We start from the raw sequence: 21,098 nt of genomic DNA, 5'->3' as shown, positions 1-21,098 counted from the left end.
CCGTTACACTCGGGCGGGTGACCGGGGAACCCAAGGTGCGGACGCTGACCGGCGACATCGATCCCGCCGAGCTGGGCGTGACCGACTCGCACGACCACCTCTTCTTCGCCTCGAAGCTGCTGCCGGGCGAGGAACTCGACGACACCGGCGCGGCGATGCTGCAGCTCGCCGAGTTCAAGGGGGCGGGCGGCGCCACGCTGGTGCAGTGGACGCCGTACGGCCTCGGCCGCCGGACCCGGGAACTGGCCCAGCTCTCCCGGGAGACCGGGGTGTACATCGTCGCGGCCACCGGCCTGCACCGGGCCGGGCACTACTCGCCGGCCGTGCTCGAGCGGGTCGTCGACGACCTCGTCGCGGTCTTCGTCGCCGATCTGACCGAGGGCACCCCGCCCGCGGACCTGCCCGAGGACCTGCGGGGCCGGCAGCGCGCCGGGCTCATCAAGGTCGCGGGCGGCTTCCACGGGATCGACGACCACGCCCGGGCGACGCTGACCGCCGCGGCGGTCGCGCACGACGAGACCGGGGCACCGATCGCCGTCCACCTCGAACTGGGCACGGCGGGGCTCGAAGTCGCCGAGCTGCTCTGCGGATCCCTCGGCGTTCCGGCCGACCGGGTGATCCTGGGCCACCTCAACCGCAACCCCGACCTGCGGTTGCTGCGTGAAATCGCCGACGCGGGCACGTTCCTGGCGTTCGACGGGCCGTCGCGGGCGAACCACGCCACGGACTGGCGGCTCCCGGACTGCCTCGAGGCCCTGGTCGAGGCCGGGCACGGCGCTCAGCTGCTGCTGGGCGGCGACACGACGACCGCCACGGCCCGCCGCGAGGTCGGCCTGCCGTACCTGCTCACCACGCTGGCCCCGCGGCTCGCCCGGCTGCTCGGCGGCGACGTCGTGACGGCGATGCTGGTGGCGAACCCCGCCCGGGCGTTCGCCACCAGCTGGCTGAAGTAGCCCCTGCTCGGGGCCGGCTCAGCGCAGGCCGAAGCCTTCCTGCCCGCCACCGCCCCCACGGCCGCGGCGGCGCAGGTAGCGCTCGAACTCGGCGGCGATCTTGTCGCCGCTGACGTCCTCGGCCACGACCTCGCTCTGCGCGTCACCGCGTTCTTCGAGGCTGCGGACGTACTCGCTGATCTCTTCGTCCTCGTCGGCCATCTCGCTGACCGTGCGCTGCCACTCCTCGGACTGCTCCGGCAGCGCGCCCAGCGGGATTTCGACGTCGAGGATGTCCTCCAGCTTGTGCAGCAGCGCCAGCGTCGCCTTCGGGGACGGCGGGTGCGACACGTAGTGCGGCACCGCGGCCCAGATCGACACGGCCGGGATGCCCGCCTGCACGCAGTAGTCCTGCAGGATCCCGACGATGCCGGACGGGCCCTGGTAGTTGTTCAGGTCGAGCCCGTACAGCGACGCGGTGTCCTTGTCGTACGCCGTCCCGGTGACCGGGACGGGCCGTGTGTGCGCGGTGTCGGCGAGCAGCGCCCCCAGCGTCACGACGGTCGCGACGTCCAGCTGCTGGATGTGCTCCAGCAGCTCGGCGCAGAAGGCGCGCCAGCGCATGTTCGGCTCGGGACCCTGCACGAGCACGACGTCGCGGTCGAACCCGTCGGGACGGCACACCGACAGCGTCGTGGTCGGCCAGTCCACCCGTCGAGTGACGCCGTCCACCATCCGGACGTTCGGGCGGCTGACCTGGAAGTCGTAGTAGTCGTCGGGCTCCAGTTCGGCCAGTGGCGTGGCGTCCCAGTTCAGCTGCAGGTGCTCGACCGCCCGGCTGGCCGCGTCACCTGCGTCGTTCCAGCCTTCGAAGGCGACCACCATCAATGGCCGGGAGGGTTCGGGGCGGTCGCCGGGCGGCCGCGGGGTCTCGTCGACGGGCTCACTCACCGGACCAGCCTACGACCACCGGCCTTACCCTGTTCAGCATGTCCGATCGCCTGTCGTCACCGTTCCTGGATGCCCTCCGGTCCCGCGTGCTGGTGGCCGACGGCGCGATGGGCACGGCCCTGCAGGCCCACGACCTGAGCCTGGACGACTTCGGCGGCCTGGAGGGCTGCAACGAGATCCTCAACGTCACCCGGCCGGACGTGGTCCGTTCGGTCCACCGCGGGTACCTGGAAGCGGGCGCGGACGCCGTCGAAACGAACACTTTCGGGGCCAATTTCGCCAACTTCGCCGAGTACGACATCACCGGCCGGATCTTCGAACTGGCCGAAGCCGGGGCGCGGCTGGCCCGGGAGACCGCCGACGAGTTCGCGACGCCGGACCGCCCGCGGTTCGTGCTCGGCTCGGTCGGCCCTGGCACGAAGCTGCCGACGCTCGGGCACGCGCCGTTCACCACCCTCCGTGACGCCTACGCCGAGCAGGTCCGCGGCCTGCTGGCCGGCGGCGCCGACGCGGTGATCGTCGAGACCACCCAGGACATCCTGCAGACGAAGGCGTCGATCATCGGCGCCAAGCGGGCGATGGCCGCCGAGGGCAGGCGCGTGCCGATCCTCGCCTCCATCACCGTCGAGACCACCGGGACCATGCTGCTCGGCACCGAGGTCGGCGCGGCGCTGGCCGCGCTGGAGCCGCTCGGCATCGACGTCATCGGGCTCAACTGCGCCACCGGCCCGGCCGAGATGAGCGAGCACCTGCGGCAGCTGGCCAAGCACGCCCGCGTGCCGCTGTCGGTGCTGCCCAACGCCGGCCTGCCGGAACTGGGCCCGGACGGCGCCGTGTACCCGCTCGGCCCGGAAGCCCTGGTCGAGGCGCTCACCGGGTTCGTCCGCGAGTTCGGCGTCGGCCTGGTCGGCGGCTGCTGCGGCACCACCGACGAGCACATCCGGCAGCTCGCCGCGGCCGTCGCGGGCACCGCGCCGGTGCCGAGGCGGCCGCACCCCGAGCCCGGCGTGTCGTCGCTGTACCAGGCGGTGCCGTTCAAGCAGGACGCCAGCGTGCTGATGATCGGCGAGCGGACCAACGCCAACGGGTCCAAGGCCTTCCGCACCGCGATGCTCGAGGGCCGCTGGGACGACTGCGTCGAGATCGCCCGCGAGCAGACCCGCGACGGCGCCCACCTGCTCGACCTCTGCGTCGACTACGTCGGCCGCGACGGCACCGCGGACATGGCCGAGCTGGCCGGACGGCTCGCGACGGCGTCGACCCTGCCGATCATGCTCGACTCGACCGAGGTCCCGGTCCTGCGCGCCGGGCTGGAACGCCTCGGCGGCCGCTGCGCGGTCAACTCCGTCAACTACGAGGACGGCGACGGACCCGGATCGCGGTTCACCCAGGTCATGGACCTGGTCAGCGAGTTCGGCGCCGCCGTCGTCGCCCTGACCATCGACGAAGAGGGCCAGGCGCGCACCGCGCAGAAGAAGGCCGACATCGCGACCCGGCTCATCGAGGACATCACCGGCAAGTGGGGGCTGCGCACCTCCGACGTCATCATCGACGCCCTGACCTTCACCATCGCCACCGGCCAGGAGGAGTCGCGCCGCGACGGCATCGAGACGATCGAGGCCATCCGCGAGATCAAGCGCCGCCACCCCGACGTCCAGACCACGCTCGGCCTGTCGAACATCTCGTTCGGGCTGAACCCGGCCGCCCGCCAGGTGCTGAACTCGGTGTTCCTGCACGAATGCGTCCAGGCCGGGCTGGACACCGCGATCGTGCACGCGTCGAAGATCCTGCCGATGGCCCGCATCCCGGACGACCAGCGCGCGATCGCCCTGGACCTCGTCTACGACCGCCGTCGTGAGGGCTACGACCCGCTGCAGGAGCTGATGGGCGTGTTCGAGGGCGTGAGCGCGGCCTCGTCCAAGGCGTCACGGGCCGAGGAGCTGGCCGCGCTGCCGCTGTTCGAACGCCTCGAACGCCGGATCGTCGACGGCGAGCGCAACGGCCTCGCCGACGACCTCGACGCGGCCCTGGAGCAGCGGCCCGCCCTGCAGATCATCAACGACACGCTGCTGTCCGGCATGAAGACCGTCGGCGAGCTGTTCGGCTCCGGGCAGATGCAGCTGCCGTTCGTCCTGCAGTCCGCCGAGGTGATGAAGGCCGCCGTCGCCCACCTCGAGCCGCACATGGAGAAGGAGGACGACGCCGGCAAGGGCCGGATCGTGCTGGCCACCGTGCGCGGCGACGTCCACGACATCGGCAAGAACCTCGTCGACATCATCCTGTCCAACAACGGCTACGAGGTCGTCAACCTCGGCATCAAGCAGCCGATCACGACCATCCTGGACGCGGCCGCGGAGCACGGCGCCGACGCCATCGGGATGTCCGGGCTGCTGGTCAAGTCCACCGTGATCATGAAGGAGAACCTCCAGGAGATGAACTCCCGGGGCGTCTCCGCGCGGTGGCCGGTGCTGCTCGGCGGGGCGGCGCTGACCCGGTCCTACGTGGAGAACGACCTGACCGAGCTCTACCTCGGCGACGTCCGCTACGCGCGGGACGCGTTCGAGGGACTGCGGCTGATGGATGCGATCATGGCCGCCAAGCGCGGCGAATCACCGCTGGTGGACACCGACGCGGAGAAGAAACGCCAGGAGCGCAAGGAACGCCGCGAACGCTCGCTGCGGATCGCCGAGGCGCGCAAGGCCCGCAAGGCCGAAGAAGAAGCCCTCGAAGGGCCGCCGCCCGCGCGGTCGGACGTCGCCACCGACGTCCCGCTGCCGGTGCCGCCGTTCTGGGGCTCCCGGGTGGTCAAGGGCGTCCCGGTCGCCGACTACGCGGCGATGCTCGACGAGCGCGCGACCTTCATGGGCCAGTGGGGCCTCAAGGGCGCCCGCGGCGGCGCCGGCCCGACGTACGACGAACTGGTCGAGTCCGAAGGCCGGCCGCGGCTGCGGTACTGGCTCGACCGGCTGACCGCGGACGGCGTCCTGGCCCACGCGGCCGTCGTCTACGGCTACTTCCCGTGCGTCGCCGAGGGCGACGACCTCGTCGTGCTCACCGAACCCGAGCCGGACGCGCCCGAGCGGCTGCGCTTCACCTTCCCGCGCCAGCGCCGCGACCGGCGCCTCTGCCTGGCCGACTTCTACCGGCCGCGGGAGGCCGTCTCGGGCGGTGAGGTGGACGTCGTGCCGTTCACCGTCGTCACCATGGGCCGGCCGATCGCCGACTACGCGAACGAGCTGTTCGCCGCCGACGCCTACCGCGACTACCTCGAGGTGCACGGCCTCGGCGTCCAGCTCACCGAGGCGCTGGCCGAGTACTGGCACTGCCGCATCCGGCAGGAGCTGACCTTCCCCGGCGGTGTGGCGGTCGCCTCAGAGGACCCCGACGACGTCGAGGAGTTCTTCAAGCTCGGCTACCGTGGAGCGAGGTTCTCACTGGGCTACGGCGCCTGTCCCGATCTCGAGGACCGGGCGAAGATCGTCGCGCTGCTCGAGCCGGGCCGGATCGGCGTCAAGCTGTCCGAGGAGTACCAGCTGCACCCCGAGCAGTCGACCGACGCGATCGTCTGCCACCACCCGGAAGCGAAGTACTTCAACACCTAAGGGAGATCCACTGTGGACGGACTCGTCGCCGTGCTGTGGGACATGGACGGCACGCTCGTCGATTCCGAGAAGCTGTGGGACATCGCGCTGTACGAGACGGCGGAGTGGCTCGGCGGCAGGCTCTCCGAGGAGCAGCGGATGACGCTCGTCGGGTCCAACATGGACGACACCTCGGCGTACCTGCTCGAGGTCGTCGGTCTTCCGGTGACCCCCGAGGCGATCGCGTCGACGGGCGCGGAGATCCGCCGCCGCACGGCCGGGCTCTTCGACGACGAACTGCCGTGGCGCCCGGGTGCCCGCGAAGCACTCACGGCGGTGCGTGAAGCGGGTCTGGCTTCGGCGCTGGTCACCTCCACCGAGCGGGACCTGACCGAGCTGGCGCTGAACACGATCGGCCGGGAGTTCTTCGACGTCACCGTGTGCGGCGACGAGGTCGAAGGTCTGAACAAGCCGCACCCGCGCCCGTACCTCAAGGCGGCGGAGCTGCTCGGCGTTGCGCCCGAGCGGTGCGTCGCGGTCGAGGACTCGCCGCCGGGCACCGCGTCCGCGGTCGCGGCGGGCTGCACGGTGCTGGTGATCCCCAACGACGTCCCGGTCGAGGCGGGGGAGCGGCGCGTGTTCCGCGACTCGCTCGTCGGGATCGACGTGCCGGCGCTGGCGGCCCTGCTCGGCTGAGCACCACCATGTCGCATTTCCGCTAGCCCGGGGCGCCCTAGGTCCGCGATGCTGACGTGGTGCATGAGGACTTCGAGCGGTGCGTGCGGGCCGTGCAGGGGAAGGACGCCCGGTTCGACGGGTGGTTCTACACCGCCGTCCTGACCACGAAGATCTACTGCCGGCCCAGCTGCCCGGTGGTGCCGCCGAAGCCGCGGAACATGAGCTTCTACCCGAGCGCCGCGGCCGCCCAGCAGGCCGGGTTCCGGGCGTGCAAGCGCTGCCGCCCCGACGCCAGCCCCGGCTCGCCGTTGTGGAACGAGCGCGCCGACCTCGTCGCGCGGGCGATGCGGCTGATCGCCGACGGCGTCGTCGACACCGAAGGCGTCCGCGGCCTCGCCGCCCGGCTCGGCTACAGCGTCCGGCAGGTCGAACGCCAGGTGCTCGCCGAACTCGGCGCCGGCCCCCTGGCCCTCGCCAGGGCCCAGCGCGCCCAGACCGCGCGCACCCTGATCGAGACGACCACCCTGCCGATGACCGAGCTGGCCCTCGCCGCCGGTTTCGGCAGCCTCCGGACGTTCAACGACACCGTCCGCGAGGTCTTCGCCCTCTCGCCGACGGAACTGCGCAGCCGCGCGAAGGGCACGCCGTCGGGCGCCGCCGGGGCGATCGTCCTGCGGCTGCCGTACCGGCAGCCGCTGTGCCCGGACAACCTGTTCGGGCACCTCGTGGCCACCGGCGTGCCGGGCGTGGAGGAGTGGCGCGACGGCGCGTACCGCCGGACGCTGCGGCTGCCGCACGGCCACGGCGTCGTCGCGCTGCGGCCGCAGGACGGCCACATCGCCTGCCGGCTCACCCTGGCCGACCTCCGCGACCTGCCCGCCGCCACCAGCCGGTGCCGCCGCCTGCTGGACCTCGACGCCGACCCGGTCGCCGTCGACGACCAGCTCGCCACCGACCCCCTGCTCGCGCCGCTGGTCGCGGCCGCACCCGGCCGGCGGGTCCCGCGCACGGTCGACGGCGCCGAGTTCGCCGTGCGGGCCGTGCTGGGGCAGCAGGTCTCGACGGCGGCGGCGCGCACCCACGCGGCCCGGCTCGTCGTCGCCCACGGCGAGCCGGTCGACGACCCCGAAGGCGGGCTCACCCACCTGTTCCCGTCGCCGGAGGCCCTGGCTTCGCTGGATCCCGAGACCCTCGCCATGCCGCGCAGCCGCCGTCGCACGCTGCTGGGGCTGGTCTCGGCGTTGACCGACGGCCTGGACCTCAGCGCGGGCAGCGACTGGCAGGCGGCCCGGGCCGCGCTGGGCGCGTTGCCCGGCTTCGGGCCGTGGACGGTCGAGAGCATCGCGATGCGGGCGCTGGGCGACCCGGACGCCTTCCTCCCCACCGACCTCGGCATCAAGTACGCGGCGGAGACCCTCGGCTTGGGCGGCCAGGCGGCCGTCGTCGCCCGGTCCGCGGCGTGGCGCCCCTGGCGGGCCTACGCCACCCAGCACCTGTGGGCCACCGGCGACCACGCGATCAACCGGATGCCCGCGGCATGAACCCGGCAGGAGAAACCATGCGCACCCACGCCGTCGTCGACAGCCCGTGCGGCCCGTTGACGCTGGTCGCCGAGGGCGACGCGCTCCGCGGCCTCTACATGGCCGATCAGCGCCACCGCCCGGACGAGCCGACCTTCGGCTCGCACCATCCGGGCGCGGAGATCTTCGACCGCGCCGAAGCCGAGCTGAAGGAGTACTTCGCCGGGCAGCGGCGCGAGTTCGACGTCCCGCTTTCCTTCGCGGGCACGCCGTTCCAGCAGGCGGTGTGGGCCGAGCTGCGGAAGATCCCGTACGGCACGACGATCTCCTACGGCGAGCTCGCCGACCGGCTCGGCAACCCGGGAGCCTCCCGCGCGGTGGGGCTGGCCAACGGCAAGAACCCGATCGGCATCATCGTCCCGTGCCACCGGGTGGTCGGCTCCACCGGTTCGCTCACCGGCTACGGCGGCGGCCTCGAGCGCAAGCGGTACCTGCTGGACTTCGAGCAGGGCGCGCTCTTCTGATCCCAGCTGGTGGGAGCGGAGGTCCACGGCCGTGTGAGATGGGCAGCATCCCCGGCGGGCCGGGGCGGCGCCGCGGGGTCCGGGATGGAAGGATCGCGGACCGTGAAGACCTTCGATGAGCTGTTCGCGGAGCTTGCCGAGCGCGCGCGTACCCGTCCCGACGGGTCCGGCACCGTCGTCGCCCTCGACGCGGGAGTCCATGCCCAGGGCAAGAAGGTGCTCGAGGAAGCCGGCGAGGTGTGGATCGCCGCCGAGCACGAGTCCGACGAGCGCCTCGCCGAGGAGATCTCGCAGCTGCTGTACCGGGTGCAGGTGCTGATGCTCGGCCGTGGCCTGTCGACCGAGGACGTCTACCGCTACCTGTGACGGGTTCGCCCGGTGCTGGACCGGGCGAGGAACGAGGAGAGAAGCGAAATGCTGCGTGTTGCCGTGCCGAACAAGGGAGCCCTCGCCGCCGCGGCGACGGAGATGCTCGGCGAGGCGGGCTACCGGAAGCGGCATGAGCAGCGCGACCTGACGGTGCTCGACACGGTGAACGAGGTCGAGTTCTTCTTCCTGCGGCCCAAGGACATCGCGATCTACGTCGGCTCCGGCGAGCTCGACCTCGGCATCACCGGCCGCGACCTCGCGCTCGACTCCGGCGCCCCGGTGGAGGAGGTCCAGGCGCTCGGTTTCGGCGGCTCGACGTTCCGCTACGCGGCCCCGGCGGGCCGGGACTGGAAGCCGGCCGACCTGCACGGCAAGCGGCTCGCGACGTCGTACCCGCGGCTGGTCCGCGACGACCTCGCCCGCCACGGCGTCGAGGCCGAGGTGATCCGCCTCGACGGCGCGGTGGAGATCTCGATCCAGCTCGGCGTCGCGGACGCGATCGCCGACGTGGTCGAGTCCGGCCGGTCGCTGCGCCAGCACAACCTGGTGGCCTTCGGCGACCCGATCTGCGTGTCGGAGGCGGTGCTGCTGCAGCGTCGCGGGACACCGGAGAGCAAGCCGAAGTCGCAGCTGGCCGCGCGCCTGCGCGGGGTCGTGTTCGCGCAGCAGTACATGATGCTGGACTACGACTGCCCGCGAACCCTGGTGGAGCGCGCGATCGCGATCACCCCGGGCCTCGAGTCGCCGACGGTGGCCCCGCTCGCCCACGAAGACTGGGTGGCGGTGCGGGCGATGGTGCCGCGCAAGGAGGTCAACCGGATCATGGACGAGCTGGCCGAGGTCGGCGCGAAGGCGATCCTGGCGTCGGACATCCGCTCCTGCCGCTTGTGAGCCGGGCGGCGTGCCCGGCTCACCACCGCAGGTTGTGAGCCGGGTGGCATGTTTGCCCACGCCGCGCATCTACCGCAGGTTGTGAGCCGCGCGGCGCGATCCGCTCGCGCCGCGCGCGAACCGCCGGTGTGCGGGCGGGAAACCGCTTCCCGCCCGCGCACCCGCTCACCGGGGCCGGTGCGGCTTCTTCGGCAGCAGGTCGTACAGCCCCTTGCGGGCGCCGTTGTCGTTGACGTTGCGGGCCACCGCCACCTCGGAGATGAAGTCTTCGAAGACGAACTCCTCGTCGGCCGGGACCACCGCCGGGGCGGAGTTGTGCTCGAGGTAGCTGTCCAGCGTGCCCGCGATCTCGCGGAACGACAGCGCCTGCAACGTCTCCGGCGCGAACGTCGTGACCGGGACGCCGTTCGCGGCCGCCTCGTTCATCACCACGCCCAGCGGCAGGTGCGACAGCATCGGGATGCCGAAGTCGTACATCTCCTGTAGCGCCGCGGCCGCGTAGTGCGAGATCGGCCGCCGGTACAGGCTCGGGACCAGGCCGAACCACGACAGCGGCTGCCGCCCCACCGTCTGCTCGACGTACCGCACCTGGTCGGCCAGCAGCCGCAGCGCGCGGATGCTCGTCTTGTCCGGCTGGACCGGCACCAGGATGCCGTGCGACGCCGCCAGCGCGTTGTTCGTCAGCACGTCCAGCGCCGGCGGGCAGTCGATGACGCAGTGGTCGTAGTTGGCGAACTGGATGACCCGCGCCAGCTGCCAGCCGGGCACGCGGAACGAGTCGAGCCGCCGGATCAGGTCGAACATCCCCGGCGACGTCGGCACGACGTCGAGCGCGCCGCCGCGGCCGAGGTTGCTGCGCGGGTGCGGGACGACGAGCTCCTCGATCGGGCCCTTCCACGTCTTGGCCAGCGCCTTCGCCAGGCTCGGCCGGTCCGCGGGCACTTCGGACAACCCGAGCATCTCGGTCGTCGCGTGGCCCTGCGGGTCGAGGTCGACCAGCAGCACCCGCCGGCCCCGCTCGGCCAGTGCGGCCGCGGTGCCGACGCTCAGTGAGGTCTTGCCGACCCCGCCTTTCTGGTTGACCACCGAGGTGATCTGCATGCCGGAGCGCTCCTCAAGTCGGTCGTTCCGCGAAGGTTATTGGATGCGGGCCGGTTGTGGGTGGCTATCCGCCCCCGGCCTGTCGCGGCCGGACCATCAGCGCCTGCGCGCCGGTGGCCACCGGCCCGCCGGCGTCGTGCAGGATGCTGGTCGCCGTGCCGATGCCGTCGCGCCCGACCAGCGTGACCGCGTCCAGGCCGATCCACTCGCCCGAGGGCGGCCGCCGCAGGTGCACGGTCAGCTCGGAGTTGATGAACCACCACTTCCGGGGGTCGAGGTAGTTCGACACGCCGTTGGCGGAGTCGGCGACCGTGAACAGCCGCTGCAGCCCGCTCGGCTCCTCGCCGTCGACCAGCGGGACGCGCTGGCGCGCCCACACCGCCGCCGGGCCGGGCACGTCCATGCCGCCGCGCACCGCGCGCCACTCCATCGCGTCGAGGTAGCCGCTCTGCCAGCCCTCCGGCCACGGCGACTCCTCGACGGTGGCCGGCGCCGGCAGGAGCGGACCGGCGTCGGTGCTCACCTCCGCCGTGTCGGACGTCGCGATGCGCCACGCCGACGCGCGCGCCACGACGCGGTCCGCGCTCGCCAGCTCCGCCTGCAACAGCTCCACCGACCGGCCGGGCCGGTCCACGCGGGCCCGCACGAGGAGTTCGGCGATCGGTGCCGGGCCGAGGATCTCCACGGTCACCCGTGCGAGCAACGCCGGGTGGGCAGGATCGACGTTTTCGAGGGCCCGGACGAGCAGCGCCGACGGCGGGCCGAAGTGCTGCGAGTCCGAGGACCACGGCCCGGCCGTGTGCCCGGTCGCGGAGAACCGGCCGCCGCCGAGCGGGACGTAGAACGCGTCGGCCATCAGTCGGCCCGGTCCAGCGGCGTCTCGTCGCCCGCGTCGGGCTCCGGCCAGCCGGGGTACTCCGGCGGCGTGCCACCGTACTCGGGGCAGTGCGCCTGGTGGTCGCACCAGTTGCACAGCTTGCTCTTGTTCGGCCGGAAGTCGCCCGTCTTACCCGCCTTCAGGATGGCCTGCCAGATGGCTTCCAGGGTGCGTTCGAAGCGCACCAGCTCGGCTTCGTCCGGCGTGTAGGCGAGCGACTGACCGTCGGTCAGGTACATGAGCTTGAGCTGGCGCGGCACGATCCCGCGCAGCCGCCACAGGACCACGGCGTAGAACTTCATCTGGAACATCGCCTTGGCCTCGCCGATTTCGCGCGGCGCGGCCCCGGTCTTGTAGTCGACGACCCGGATCTCGCCGGTCGGCGCGACGTCGACGCGGTCGATGTAGCCGCGCAGCAGGACCCCGGAGCCGAGCTCGATCTCGACGTGCAGCTCGCAGGCCTCCGGCTCGAGCCGCCGCGGGTCCTCCAGCTCGAAGTAGGCGTCGAGCAGCTTTTCCGCCGACCGCAGCCATTCCGCGTGGTCGTCCGGCTTCCCGCCGTCGAACAGCTCCGTCCACTCCGGACGGTCCGCGGACAGGTCGGTCCACGCCGGACCCAGCAGCTCGCGCGCCCGCGGTGGCACGCGCTCGACGGCGGGCAGCGCGAACAGCCGCTCCAGTACCGAGTGGACGAGCGTGCCGCGCAGCTGGGCCTTGGTCGGGACCTCCGGCAGCCGGTCGACCGCGCGGAACCGGTAGAGCAGCGGGCACTGCTTGAAGTCACTGGCCCGTGACGGCGACAACGCGGGCCGCCGCCGCACCTCGGTGGCGACGGCGGAGGCTGGGGGTTCCGTGGTGACGGTGTCGGCGTCGGGCATGGGCAGAGCGTAACGCCGGGGTCCGACAGTTCCGGCGACCGCAACGCCCGGCACCCCCACCCAGCCGGACAGCCCCGCCCCAAAAGGTTCGGCTGGCGTACCGCAACAGTCGGCTCGGGCCCGGCGACGAGCCGACCGCCCAGGTACGCGTGTCGTCCGGCTGGGTACGCGTGTCGGCCGTCCAGGAACGCGTGTCGTCCGGCTGGGCACGCGTGTCGGGCGGGGGCGACACCATCCGGGCCGGATCACCCGCTCCCCACACCCGGGGCTCTAGGCTCTCGGCATGGCCGCGACCAGTGAGCAGGGCACCGGGGGCACCCGGCAGGCCGTGCTGTCCGACGGTGGCCTCGTGCTGTTCCGGGTCGCCGGCGTGCCGGTGCTGCTGGCGCCGTCGTGGTGGATCGGCTCGCTGATCGTCGTCGTGCTCTACGCGCCGCTGGTCGGGCGGCTGCTCCCGGACGCCTCGGCGGCGACGTCGTGGCTGCTGGCCGGCGCCTTCGCGCTGCTGCTGGGCCTGTCGGTGCTCGCCCACGAGCTCGGCCACTGCCTCGTCGCGCTGCGGCTGGGGATCCCGGTGCGGCGGCTGCGCCTGTTCCTCCTCGGCGGCCTGTCCGAAGTGGCCCGCACGCCCAAGCGCCCCGGCGACGAGGGCCTGGTCGCGGCGGCCGGACCCGCGGTGTCGCTGCTGCTGGGCGGCTTCTGCGGCCTCCTGATGTTCGCCGTGCCCCCGGACGGCGCGGTCTGGCTCCTGGTGGCCGAGTGCGCGGTCGCGAACCTCGCCGTCGGCGTGTTCAACCTGCTGCCCGGCCTGCCCCTGGACGGCGGGCGGCTGGTCCGCGCCGGCGTCTGGGCGGCCACCGGCATCCGCGCCAAGGGCACGCGGGCCGCCGTCGCGGGCGGCGCGGTGGTGGCCGCGGGGCTGATCGTGTGGGCGCTGTGGGGCCTGGCGACCGCGAGCCCGGACCGCTGGCTGCGGCTGGGCGTCTGCGTCGTCACGGCGTGGTTCGTGATCCTCGGCGCGCGCTCCGAGCTGGCCGCCGAGGCGCGCCGCACCTGGCCGGACGGCCTCGTCCTGGGCGAGCTGGTCCGGCCGGTGCTGCAGCTGCCTGCCGAGAGCCCGGTGTCGGACGCGCTGGCCGCGTCGGCGGGCCGGGGCGTGGTGCTGGTCCGCGCCGACGGCGTCGCGGCCGGGCTCCTGGACGAAGGCGCCGCCGAACGGCTCGCCGGGTTGTCGCCGCACGCGCCGGCCGAGCTGGCGGCCGAGCCGATCCGGGCCGAGACCGTGCTGCTGGCGTCGGAACCGGGGGAGGACATCGTCGAGCGCGTCCGCGAGACCCCGGCGTGGCAGTTCCTCGTCGTCGACGACGAAGGCCGCCCGGCGGGCGTGCTGCGCCGGGACGACCTGCGGGCCGCCCTGAACCGCCGGACCCGCTGAGACCCGGCGGTACCACCGTCCGGGCGGCCTGCGAAGATCTGTCGTCGGCCATTCGGGGTATCGGAGGAAGTGTTGTCGGTCAGCGGACCGTTTCGCGCGGGTGATCGGGTGCAGTTGACCGACTCGAAGGGGCGGCACTACACCCTGACGCTGGCCGACGGTGGTGAGTACCACACCCACCGCGGCGCGCTCGCCCACGACGACCTGATCGGCCGTCCCGAGGGATCGGTCGTCACGTCCGCGGGCGGCTCGACCTACCTGGCGCTGCGCCCCCTGCTGCCGGACTACGTGCTCTCGATGCCCCGCGGCGCGCAGGTGATCTACCCGAAGGACGCCGCGCAGATCGTGATGTGGGGCGACATCTTCCCGGGCGCGCGTGTGCTCGAGGCGGGCGCCGGCTCCGGCGCGCTGACGTGCTCGCTGCTGCGCGCGGTCGGCCCGGCCGGGCACGTGCACTCGTACGAAATCCGCGACGACCACGCCGAACACGCCGAGCGCAACGTCGAGAAGTTCTTCGGCGAGAAGCCGGCGAACTGGTCGCTGACCGTCGCGGACCTGGCCTCGCACGAGGGCGAGGTCGACCGGGTCGTGCTGGACATGCTGGCCCCCTGGGACCAGCTGCCGAACGTGGCCGCCCACCTGGTGCCGGGCGGCGTGCTGACCGTGTACGTGGCGACCGTCACCCAGCTTTCGCGGGTCACGGAGTCGCTGCGCGAGCAGCAGTGCTGGACCGAGCCCGAGTCGTGGGAGACGCTGATGCGGCCCTGGCACGTGGTGGGCCTGGCGGTCCGGCCCGACCACCGGATGGTGGCGCACACGGCGTTCCTGCTCACCGCCCGGCGGCTGGCGGACGGAACGGTGTCCCCGCGCGTGTCGCGACGGCCCAGCAAGGGCAAGGGCTGAGGTCCGCCGAGCGGCGTTCAGGACGAGCCGGGCGTTAGCCGGGCACGTACCGACGGGTGGTCAGGGGGCGCGGGCGCCAGCCGAGGACGCAACCAGCGGTCGAGCGGCGTTCAGGACGGCGCGGGTCCTAGCCGGGCACGCACCAGCGGCCGCTCTCCTTGTGCAGCGGGAACGGCGTGTCCTTGGTGCCGCCCGCCGCTTCGACGTGCACCACCACCGTCGCGGATTCGCCGCGCAGGACCGGGGGCTCGGGCAGGGTCGCGGTGACCGGGCCGGCCGCGTCCCACGTCCGCTGCAGCCCGGCCAGCGCCTCGGCGCTCTGCGGGCGGCACGTCAGCTTGCCGAACGCCGACGAGTCGTGCGCGGCGATCGCGTCGACGATCGCCCGGGCCAGCACCCGCACCGCCGCCGTGTCGGCCGCGTCGGGCGCGGGCGGCACCGACGGGCGGGTCGGCGGCCGGGGCGGGCTCGACGAGGCGGGCGGGGAGCCGGTCGGCGCGACGAGCACCAGACCCAGCACCACGCCCGCACCGGCCACGCCGAGCAGCACCAGCCCGGCGACGAGCGCGCGGTTCACCGCCGTCGCGGGCTCACGAGCCGTCCGCCTGCACCTTGGACAGGCACCACAGCCCGGCTTCCTTCTGCGCCGACATCGTGCCGACCTTGGTCTTGCTGCCGTCGGTGGCCGAGTACCGCACGGTGGACTTGTCCCCGTTGTCGGTCGGCGAGCCGGTCAGCTTCACCGTGACCTTCGGGATCTCACCGGTGGTGCCCTCGAAGACGCTGCGGCAGATGGTGTCGCCCAGCGCCTTCTCGTCGCCGGCGTTGTACGCGGCGATCGTCGTGTCGAACAGCTCCTGCGAGCTCGGCCTGCCGCTGGGGGCCGGGCCGCCCGCGGGCTTCGTGCTCTTCGTCGACGGGCTGGTCGGCGTGGTGGACTTGGGCTTCGGCGTGGACGCCTTCGGCACGGTCGACGGGGCCGCCGAGGTGCTGCTGCCGGCCGGCGGGGCCGCGGTCTGGTCGTCGTCACCGTTGGCGAGGACCAGCGCGGTCACGCCACCGCCGACGAGGACCACCGCGGCGGCCGCGATCCCGATGATGAGCCCGGTTTTCTTCTTCTTGGGCGGGGGAGCGTCGCCGAAGCCGCCGCCGCCGTACGGGTCGTACCCGCCGAAGCCCTGCTGCTGCTGGTCGTAGCCGCCCGGCTGCTGGCCCCACTGGTCCTGCTGCTGCCCGTACTGGGGGTAGCCGCCTTGCTGGGGCTGAGGGCCCGTCTGGGGCGGGTAACCGCCCTGCTGGGGCTGCTGCCCGTAGGGCGCGGGCTGGCCGAACTGCTGGGTGCCGCCGTAGCCCGGCTGCGGCTGCGGTCCGCTCTGGGGGTAGCCGCCTTGCTGGGGCTGGCCGTACGGCCCGGGCTGCTGCCCGTAGCCGCCGGGCTGCTGGCCGTAGCCGCCCGGTTGCTGCGGCGGGTAGGTCATGAGTGGTGCCCCCTAGCGTTCCTTCGTAGAGACCCGGCCATCCGTGCGCCGACGTCGGCCCGATGCTAGCCACCGGGCGTGGCCGCCGCGCGGTTAGGGCGGAACTGGCCCGGAATGCCCGCCCCGGCCGGGGTTGGCGGTCCCGGGGGCGGGGTACTCCCGTCGTGCTGGCTTCACCCCGGCCCGGTCGAACCCGTCGAGCACCCCCGCCACGGCACCGAAATGGCCGCTTGCGCTGCGGGAATGTCCGTGCTGGGGGAGGCTGGGAAACCGCGACGCGCCGATCTTGTGATGCGGAAAGGCCTTTTCTTGTCGGTGATCGCCGGTACCGTGGAATGAAAAGCACTCCGAGGAGGTGCCCGATGCATCATGACCTTCCCGGAGGTCGGCGCGAGGAGGCCGACCCTTCAGCAACATCCGGAGCTGGGACGACGGCGGACGAGCAGGCTCGGCAGATCCGTTTTCTCGAGGAGGAAGTGGCGCTGCTGCGCCGCAAACTGACCGACTCGCCACGGCAGAACCGAGTTCTCGAACAGCGGCTCGCCGAGGCCTCGGAAAGGGTGAGCCAGCTCACCGAACGCAACACCAAACTGGTCGAAACCCTGCGCGAAGCGCGAGGACAGCTCCTCGCTCTCCGTGAAGAGGTCGACAGGCTGGCCCAGCCACCGTCCGGCTACGGCGTCTTCGTCGAGGCCTACGAGGACAACACGGTGGACGTCTTCACGGCCGGCCGGAAGATGCGGGTGTCGGTCTCACCCGCGGTCGAACTCTCGTCGCTGCAGCGCGGACAGGCGCTGCGGCTCAACGAGGCGCTCACGGTGGTCGAGGCCGGCGGCTTCGAACGCACCGGTGAGGTGTGTGCGCTGCGTGAGGTGCTCGCCGCCGACGTCGAGGGCGGCAGCCTTCGCGCGCTGGTGGTCGGGCACGCGGACGAAGAGCGGGTGGTCCTGCTCTCCGATCTGCTGGCGGAGCAGCCGCTCAAGCCGGGCGACTCGCTCCTGGTCGACTCCAAGGCCGGCTACGCGTACGAGCGCGTGCCGAAGGCGGAGGTCGAGGACCTGGTGCTGGAGGAGGTGCCGGACGTCCGCTACGAGGACATCGGCGGCCTCACCCGGCAGATCGAGCAGATCAGGGACGCGGTGGAACTGCCGTTCCTGCACGCCGACCTCTACCAGGAGTACCAGCTGCGGCCCCCGAAGGGCGTCCTGCTCTACGGCCCGCCGGGCTGCGGCAAGACGCTCATCGCGAAGGCGGTGGCGAACTCGCTGGCCAAGAAGGTGGCCGAGGCCCGCGGCGACGCGGCGGACGGGAAGTCCTACTTCCTGAACATCAAGGGCCCCGAGCTGCTCAACAAGTTCGTCGGGGAGACCGAGCGGCACATCCGCCTGATCTTCCAGCGAGCGCGGGAGAAGGCCTCCGAGGGCACCCCGGTGATCGTGTTCTTCGACGAGATGGACTCGATCTTCCGTACCCGTGGGTCGGGCGTGTCGTCCGACGTCGAGACCACGATCGTGCCGCAGCTGCTGTCGGAGATCGACGGTGTCGAAGGCCTGGAGAACGTCATCGTCATCGGCGCCTCCAACCGTGAAGACATGATCGACCCGGCGATCCTGCGGCCGGGCCGGCTCGACGTCAAGATCAAGATCGAGCGTCCGGACGCCGAAGGCGCGAAGGACATCTTCTCCAAGTACCTGGCCGAAGGCCTGCCGATCCACGCCGACGACCTCGCCGAGTTCGGCGGCGACGCCAAGGCGACGTTCGACGCGATGATCCAGCACACCGTCGAGCGGATGTACGAGGAGAGCGACGAGAACCGGTTCCTCGAGGTGACCTACGCCAACGGGGACAAGGAAGTCCTGTACTTCCGCGACTTCAACTCGGGCGCGATGATCCAGAACATCGTGGACCGGGCGAAGAAGTCGGCGATCAAGTCGGTGCTGGAGACCCAGCAGCCGGGTCTCCGCGTGCAGCACCTGCTGGACGCGATCGTCGACGAGTTCGCGGAGAACGAGGACCTGCCCAACACCACCAACCCGGACGACTGGGCCCGGATCTCCGGCAAGAAGGGTGAGCGGATCGTCTACATCCGCACGCTCGTCACCGGCAAGAACCAGGACTCGGGGCGGGCGATCGACACCGCCACGAACACCGGTCAGTACCTGTAGTTCCGAGCGCCCGATGGGGCGGTCGCCACGGCGGCCGCCCCATCGGCGTGTCTAGCGGCGGACGAGTTCGGCTTCGGCCGGCGCCGCGCGCCGCACGCGCACCCTGCCGTGGGCGGCGAGGATGCCCAGCACCACCAGGAGCGCGCCCGCCGGCTGGTTCCAGCTCACCGGTTCCCCCAGCACGAGCACGCCGAGCAGCACGCCGACGACCGGAGTCAGGTACGTCACCGCCGAAGCGTTCGCGGCGCCCCACGCGGCGATGATCCGGACGTTCCAGACGTAGGCGATCCCGGTGCCGAACACGCCGAGTGCGACCATGCTCGCCACCACCGGCAGGTCGAGGCGGACCGGCGCCGTCGCGATCGCCGGGGCCAGCAGGCCCAGGATCACCGTCGCGAAACCCGTTTGCCCGAAGGCCACGACGACCGGATCCGTCCCGCGTGGTGAGACGAACCGGCGCATGTAGACGAAACACGCGCCGTAACACGTCGTCGCGCCGAGACACGCGAGCTGCGCCGTCAGCTGGTGCGAAACGTCGATGCCGTGCCACACCCCGACGATCGTCAGCACGCCGAGGAAACCCAGCAGCAGGCCGAGCACCCGCGGCGGCGTGAACCGCTCCTCGGGCAGCGCCGCGGCCGCGATCAGCATCGTGACCAGCGGCGTCGTCGCGTTGAAGATGCTGGCCAGACCGGATGAAATGTACTGTTCCGCCCACGAGAACAACAGGAACGGCACCACGCACAGCAGCACCGACACCACCGCGAGATGGCCCCACAGCACCGGATCCCGGGGAAGCGCGCGCCGGCGCAGCACCAGCACCACGGCCAGCGCCAGCGCGCCCAGCGCGACGCGGGCCAGCGCGACCTGGGCGGGGGAGAGGCCGCCGAGACCCACCTTGATGAACAGGAAACTCGCTCCCCAGACGACCGCCAACAGCGCGAACCGCACCGTGACCCCGAAACCCGTGACTCCGAACGACATGCGCGCAGTCAAGCCGCCGGACCGGCCGCGAAGCCAGCGGTTTTCGGACTTCTCCCTCTGTATAACGGCCTATACCTCGGAGGACTGGAATGTCACCCATGTCCAGGGGGACCGGGGAAGAGCCGTGGCGACGGGCGATCACCTACGTCGAGAGCCGGGTCTCGGGGCCGCCCCTGCCGGCGGACCTGGATGTCACCCTGCACTTCCACCCGGACCGGCTGGTGGGTGCGGTGCCGCTGCTGCGGCACTGGGTGTCCGACGGGGTGTACCGCTCGCAGTTCGAAACCGGGACGGGCAACGGCGGCCTCACCGCGCACCCGGGCGGCGACCGGTGGCGCTGGGAGCACCGCATGTTCGGCGGGGTCTACGACAACCTGCCACCCTCGGTGCGGCCGAAGTACGGCTCCCTGAACCACCGCCGCCGCCCGGCCGGGGGTTCCGTCCGGTTCGGCTCGGCTCACCTGCGCCTGAAGCGCGAGGTGCTGGCGCGGGTCACGTTCTGCTACCCGGACAGCTTCGCCGAGCCGTCCGCCTTCGGCACGGCCGCGCACCTGCCGCTGATCCCCCTCGTCGAAGCGGACGCGCCGGACGAACTCGACGACTACGTCGAGGCTCACGTGCACGGCCCGCTCCGGCTGGAGTCCGACGTGGCGGCGCTGGTGCTGGACCCGGCGTTCCGCGGGACCGACATCGAAGCGGCGGCCGCCGAGCTGCCGTTCCCCACGGAATGGCACCCGGGGTTCCGGCTCTCGGTGACGGCGCTCGCGGAGCACGCGGACTACCGCGGCGAGGACGTCGTGCGGGCCGGCGAGGACATCGCCGAGGAGGGCTGGTTGGACGCCCGTGTCATCGGTGACGCCGTCCGCGCCGGCCGGCACGACCCCCAGGTGCTCAAGCGCGTCTGGCACTGCACCGCGCGGTTCGGGCTACGCGCCGACGCCGGCGGGTAGCAGCGCTTCGGCGAGCCGGCGCCAGTGCGGCATGGCCGAGCTGCCCGGCGCGACTCCGATGACCTGGATGCCGACGTGGTCGGCGCCCGCGTCGAGGTGGGCGTGCAGCTTCGCCGTGACCGTGTCGAGGTCGCCCCAGAAGACGAGGTCGTCGACGAGCCGGTCGCTGCCGCGGCCGCCGTCGATGTCCGCCTCGGTGTAGCCCAGCCGCCGGAACTTCGCGATGTTGTACTGCTGGGTCAGGTACGGGTGCAGGTGCTCGCGGGCGATCCGGCGCGCCTCGGCCGCGTCGGTCTCGAAGAGCACGGCGTGTTCGACGCCGAGGAACGGCTTCTCGCCGAGGATCTCCCGCGCCTGGGCCGTGTGGTCCGGCGTCACGTGGTAGGTGTGCGCGCCCGCCGAGCGGTCGCGGGCCAGCTCCAGCATCTTCGGGCCGTACGCCGCCAGCAGGCGCCTCATGGGGGCCCCGGGGGCGGGATTGGCGCTCGTGGCGGCGTCCATGGCGTCGAGGTAGCCCCTCATCGCCTGGAGCGGCTTCGGGCGCGGCGTGCCGCCGAAGCCGAGGCCGAGGAGATGGCGGTCCGGGTACGCGTCGGCCAGCAGCAGGGCTGCGCCGCGGGTCCAGTGCGGCTCGCGGGACCAGATCTGCGCGATCCCGTTGACGACGGTGAGGCGTTCGGTGGACGCCAGCAGGAACCCGGCGTGCGTCAGGGCTTCCCGGCCGTTCCCCTCCGGGATCCACAGGGCCGGCCAGCCGAGCTCTTCGAGTTCTTGCGCGGAGTCCCGGATCAGGCTCGCCGGCTGGTCTTCGAAGTCGAACGTCCAGATGCCGTAGCGGCCGAGCCGCAGGTTCTCGATCGTAGCCATGAATCGAAGTATCG

The 21,098-nt window shown here is 72.3% G+C and carries 19 protein-coding genes; 11 read left to right on the top strand and 8 right to left on the bottom strand.

Annotated elements, in window-relative coordinates; translation table 11 throughout:
• Positions 1-17: 17 nt before the first annotated feature.
• Positions 18-953 (top strand): phosphotriesterase family protein, encoded by a 936-nt coding sequence (locus ACH54P_RS05595; protein ID WP_489911244.1) that lies wholly within the window; start codon positions 18-20, stop codon positions 951-953.
• Between the two features lie 18 nt (positions 954-971).
• On the opposite strand, the gene ACH54P_RS05590 is transcribed toward ACH54P_RS05595, so the two are convergent.
• Positions 972-1,883 (bottom strand): PAC2 family protein, encoded by a 912-nt coding sequence (locus ACH54P_RS05590; RefSeq protein ID WP_489911243.1) that lies wholly within the window; start codon positions 1,881-1,883, stop codon positions 972-974.
• A gap of 38 nt (positions 1,884-1,921) precedes the next feature.
• On the opposite strand from ACH54P_RS05590, the gene metH reads away from it, so the two are divergent.
• The 6 genes from metH (at position 1,922) to hisG (ending at position 9,446) form a co-directional block, all read left to right on the top strand.
• A complete protein-coding gene (metH, locus tag ACH54P_RS05585; protein ID WP_489911242.1) occupies positions 1,922-5,485 on the top strand; it encodes a methionine synthase in 3,564 nt (1,187 codons plus the stop codon).
• Positions 5,486-5,527: 42 nt separating this feature from the next.
• On the top strand, positions 5,528-6,160 hold the full coding sequence (locus tag ACH54P_RS05580; RefSeq protein WP_489917131.1) for an HAD family hydrolase: 633 nt from the start codon (positions 5,528-5,530) through the stop codon (positions 6,158-6,160).
• A gap of 59 nt (positions 6,161-6,219) precedes the next feature.
• Positions 6,220-7,683, top strand: a complete 1,464-nt coding sequence (locus tag ACH54P_RS05575; RefSeq protein ID WP_489911241.1) for an AlkA N-terminal domain-containing protein — start codon at positions 6,220-6,222, stop codon at positions 7,681-7,683.
• Positions 7,684-7,700: 17 nt separating this feature from the next.
• Positions 7,701-8,186, top strand: a complete 486-nt coding sequence (locus ACH54P_RS05570) for a methylated-DNA--[protein]-cysteine S-methyltransferase (protein ID WP_489911240.1) — start codon at positions 7,701-7,703, stop codon at positions 8,184-8,186.
• A 102-nt stretch (positions 8,187-8,288) separates the two neighbouring features.
• The gene (locus ACH54P_RS05565) at positions 8,289-8,552 is read left to right on the top strand and encodes a phosphoribosyl-ATP diphosphatase (RefSeq protein WP_013226745.1); all 264 of its coding nucleotides are present in this window, start codon (positions 8,289-8,291) and stop codon (positions 8,550-8,552) included.
• Between the two features lie 48 nt (positions 8,553-8,600).
• Positions 8,601-9,446 (top strand): ATP phosphoribosyltransferase, encoded by an 846-nt coding sequence (hisG, locus tag ACH54P_RS05560; RefSeq protein WP_489911239.1) that lies wholly within the window; start codon positions 8,601-8,603, stop codon positions 9,444-9,446.
• Positions 9,447-9,611: 165 nt separating this feature from the next.
• Here hisG and ACH54P_RS05555 read toward each other — a convergent pair whose 3' ends face one another.
• The 3 genes from ACH54P_RS05555 to ACH54P_RS05545 all read right to left on the bottom strand — a co-directional run bounded on the left by ACH54P_RS05555 (position 9,612) and on the right by ACH54P_RS05545 (position 12,302).
• Positions 9,612-10,547, bottom strand: coding sequence for a ParA family protein (locus ACH54P_RS05555; RefSeq protein ID WP_489911238.1), 936 nt, complete (start codon positions 10,545-10,547; stop codon positions 9,612-9,614).
• A 64-nt stretch (positions 10,548-10,611) separates the two neighbouring features.
• On the bottom strand, positions 10,612-11,403 hold the full coding sequence (locus ACH54P_RS05550; RefSeq protein ID WP_489911237.1) for a thioesterase family protein: 792 nt from the start codon (positions 11,401-11,403) through the stop codon (positions 10,612-10,614).
• Positions 11,403-12,302, bottom strand: a complete 900-nt coding sequence (locus tag ACH54P_RS05545) for a RecB family exonuclease (protein ID WP_489911236.1) — start codon at positions 12,300-12,302, stop codon at positions 11,403-11,405. The genes ACH54P_RS05550 and ACH54P_RS05545 overlap by 1 nt, the downstream gene beginning before the upstream one ends.
• Positions 12,303-12,585: 283 nt before the next feature.
• On the opposite strand from ACH54P_RS05545, the gene ACH54P_RS05540 reads away from it, so the two are divergent.
• Together ACH54P_RS05540 and ACH54P_RS05535 are read left to right on the top strand one after the other, a co-directional pair.
• Positions 12,586-13,737: a site-2 protease family protein gene (locus ACH54P_RS05540; RefSeq protein WP_489911235.1), complete on the top strand. Its 1,152-nt coding sequence runs from the start codon at positions 12,586-12,588 to the stop codon at positions 13,735-13,737.
• 72 nt (positions 13,738-13,809) lie between these two features.
• Positions 13,810-14,640, top strand: coding sequence for a tRNA (adenine-N1)-methyltransferase (locus ACH54P_RS05535; RefSeq protein ID WP_489911234.1), 831 nt, complete (start codon positions 13,810-13,812; stop codon positions 14,638-14,640).
• 127 nt (positions 14,641-14,767) lie between these two features.
• On the opposite strand, the gene ACH54P_RS05530 is transcribed toward ACH54P_RS05535, so the two are convergent.
• Entirely contained in the window at positions 14,768-15,217 is a 450-nt protein-coding gene (locus ACH54P_RS05530) for a hypothetical protein (RefSeq protein WP_489911233.1), read from the bottom strand.
• Positions 15,218-15,230: 13 nt separating this feature from the next.
• Positions 15,231-16,118 (bottom strand): hypothetical protein, encoded by an 888-nt coding sequence (locus ACH54P_RS05525; RefSeq protein ID WP_489911232.1) that lies wholly within the window; start codon positions 16,116-16,118, stop codon positions 15,231-15,233.
• 362 nt (positions 16,119-16,480) lie between these two features.
• Here ACH54P_RS05525 and arc point away from each other — a divergent pair, with 362 nt between their 5' ends.
• Positions 16,481-18,283, top strand: a complete 1,803-nt coding sequence (gene arc / locus ACH54P_RS05520; protein ID WP_489911231.1) for a proteasome ATPase — start codon at positions 16,481-16,483, stop codon at positions 18,281-18,283.
• 51 nt (positions 18,284-18,334) lie between these two features.
• On the opposite strand, the gene ACH54P_RS05515 is transcribed toward arc, so the two are convergent.
• Positions 18,335-19,267 carry a DMT family transporter gene (locus ACH54P_RS05515; RefSeq protein WP_489911230.1) on the bottom strand — a complete coding sequence of 311 codons (933 nt, stop codon included), beginning with the start codon at positions 19,265-19,267 and terminating at the stop codon, positions 18,335-18,337.
• A gap of 98 nt (positions 19,268-19,365) precedes the next feature.
• Here ACH54P_RS05515 and ACH54P_RS05510 point away from each other — a divergent pair, with 98 nt between their 5' ends.
• Complete coding sequence (locus tag ACH54P_RS05510) at positions 19,366-20,217, top strand: DUF3626 domain-containing protein (RefSeq protein ID WP_489911229.1); 852 nt, start codon at positions 19,366-19,368, stop codon at positions 20,215-20,217.
• Here the strand turns inward: ACH54P_RS05510 and ACH54P_RS05505 are convergent.
• On the bottom strand, positions 20,194-21,084 hold the full coding sequence (locus tag ACH54P_RS05505; protein ID WP_489911228.1) for a TIGR03620 family F420-dependent LLM class oxidoreductase: 891 nt from the start codon (positions 21,082-21,084) through the stop codon (positions 20,194-20,196). The genes ACH54P_RS05510 and ACH54P_RS05505 overlap by 24 nt on opposite strands.
• Between the last annotated feature and the right edge of the window lie 14 nt (positions 21,085-21,098).

The organism is Amycolatopsis sp. N2S4-7, assembly GCF_058119595.1.
The sequence above is the reverse complement of the archived record's forward strand: the minus strand, read 5'-3'. Positions and strand labels throughout refer to the sequence as shown.

Coding starts and splice junctions, on each gene's coding strand:
- metH (WP_489911242.1), top strand. CDS start 1,922: ATGTCCGATCGCCTGTCGTCACCGTTCCTGGATGCCCTCCGGTCCCGC.
- ACH54P_RS05580 (WP_489917131.1), top strand. CDS start 5,528: ATGGACGGCACGCTCGTCGATTCCGAGAAGCTGTGGGACATCGCGCTG.
- ACH54P_RS05570 (WP_489911240.1), top strand. CDS start 7,701: ATGCGCACCCACGCCGTCGTCGACAGCCCGTGCGGCCCGTTGACGCTG.
- hisG (WP_489911239.1), top strand. CDS start 8,601: ATGCTGCGTGTTGCCGTGCCGAACAAGGGAGCCCTCGCCGCCGCGGCG.
- ACH54P_RS05555 (WP_489911238.1), bottom strand. CDS start 10,547: ATGCAGATCACCTCGGTGGTCAACCAGAAAGGCGGGGTCGGCAAGACC.
- ACH54P_RS05550 (WP_489911237.1), bottom strand. CDS start 11,403: ATGGCCGACGCGTTCTACGTCCCGCTCGGCGGCGGCCGGTTCTCCGCG.
- ACH54P_RS05545 (WP_489911236.1), bottom strand. CDS start 12,302: ATGCCCGACGCCGACACCGTCACCACGGAACCCCCAGCCTCCGCCGTC.
- ACH54P_RS05540 (WP_489911235.1), top strand. CDS start 12,586: ATGGCCGCGACCAGTGAGCAGGGCACCGGGGGCACCCGGCAGGCCGTG.
- ACH54P_RS05525 (WP_489911232.1), bottom strand. CDS start 16,118: ATGACCTACCCGCCGCAGCAACCGGGCGGCTACGGCCAGCAGCCCGGC.
- arc (WP_489911231.1), top strand. CDS start 16,481: ATGCATCATGACCTTCCCGGAGGTCGGCGCGAGGAGGCCGACCCTTCA.
- ACH54P_RS05515 (WP_489911230.1), bottom strand. CDS start 19,267: ATGTCGTTCGGAGTCACGGGTTTCGGGGTCACGGTGCGGTTCGCGCTG.
- ACH54P_RS05510 (WP_489911229.1), top strand. CDS start 19,366: ATGTCCAGGGGGACCGGGGAAGAGCCGTGGCGACGGGCGATCACCTAC.
- ACH54P_RS05505 (WP_489911228.1), bottom strand. CDS start 21,084: ATGGCTACGATCGAGAACCTGCGGCTCGGCCGCTACGGCATCTGGACG.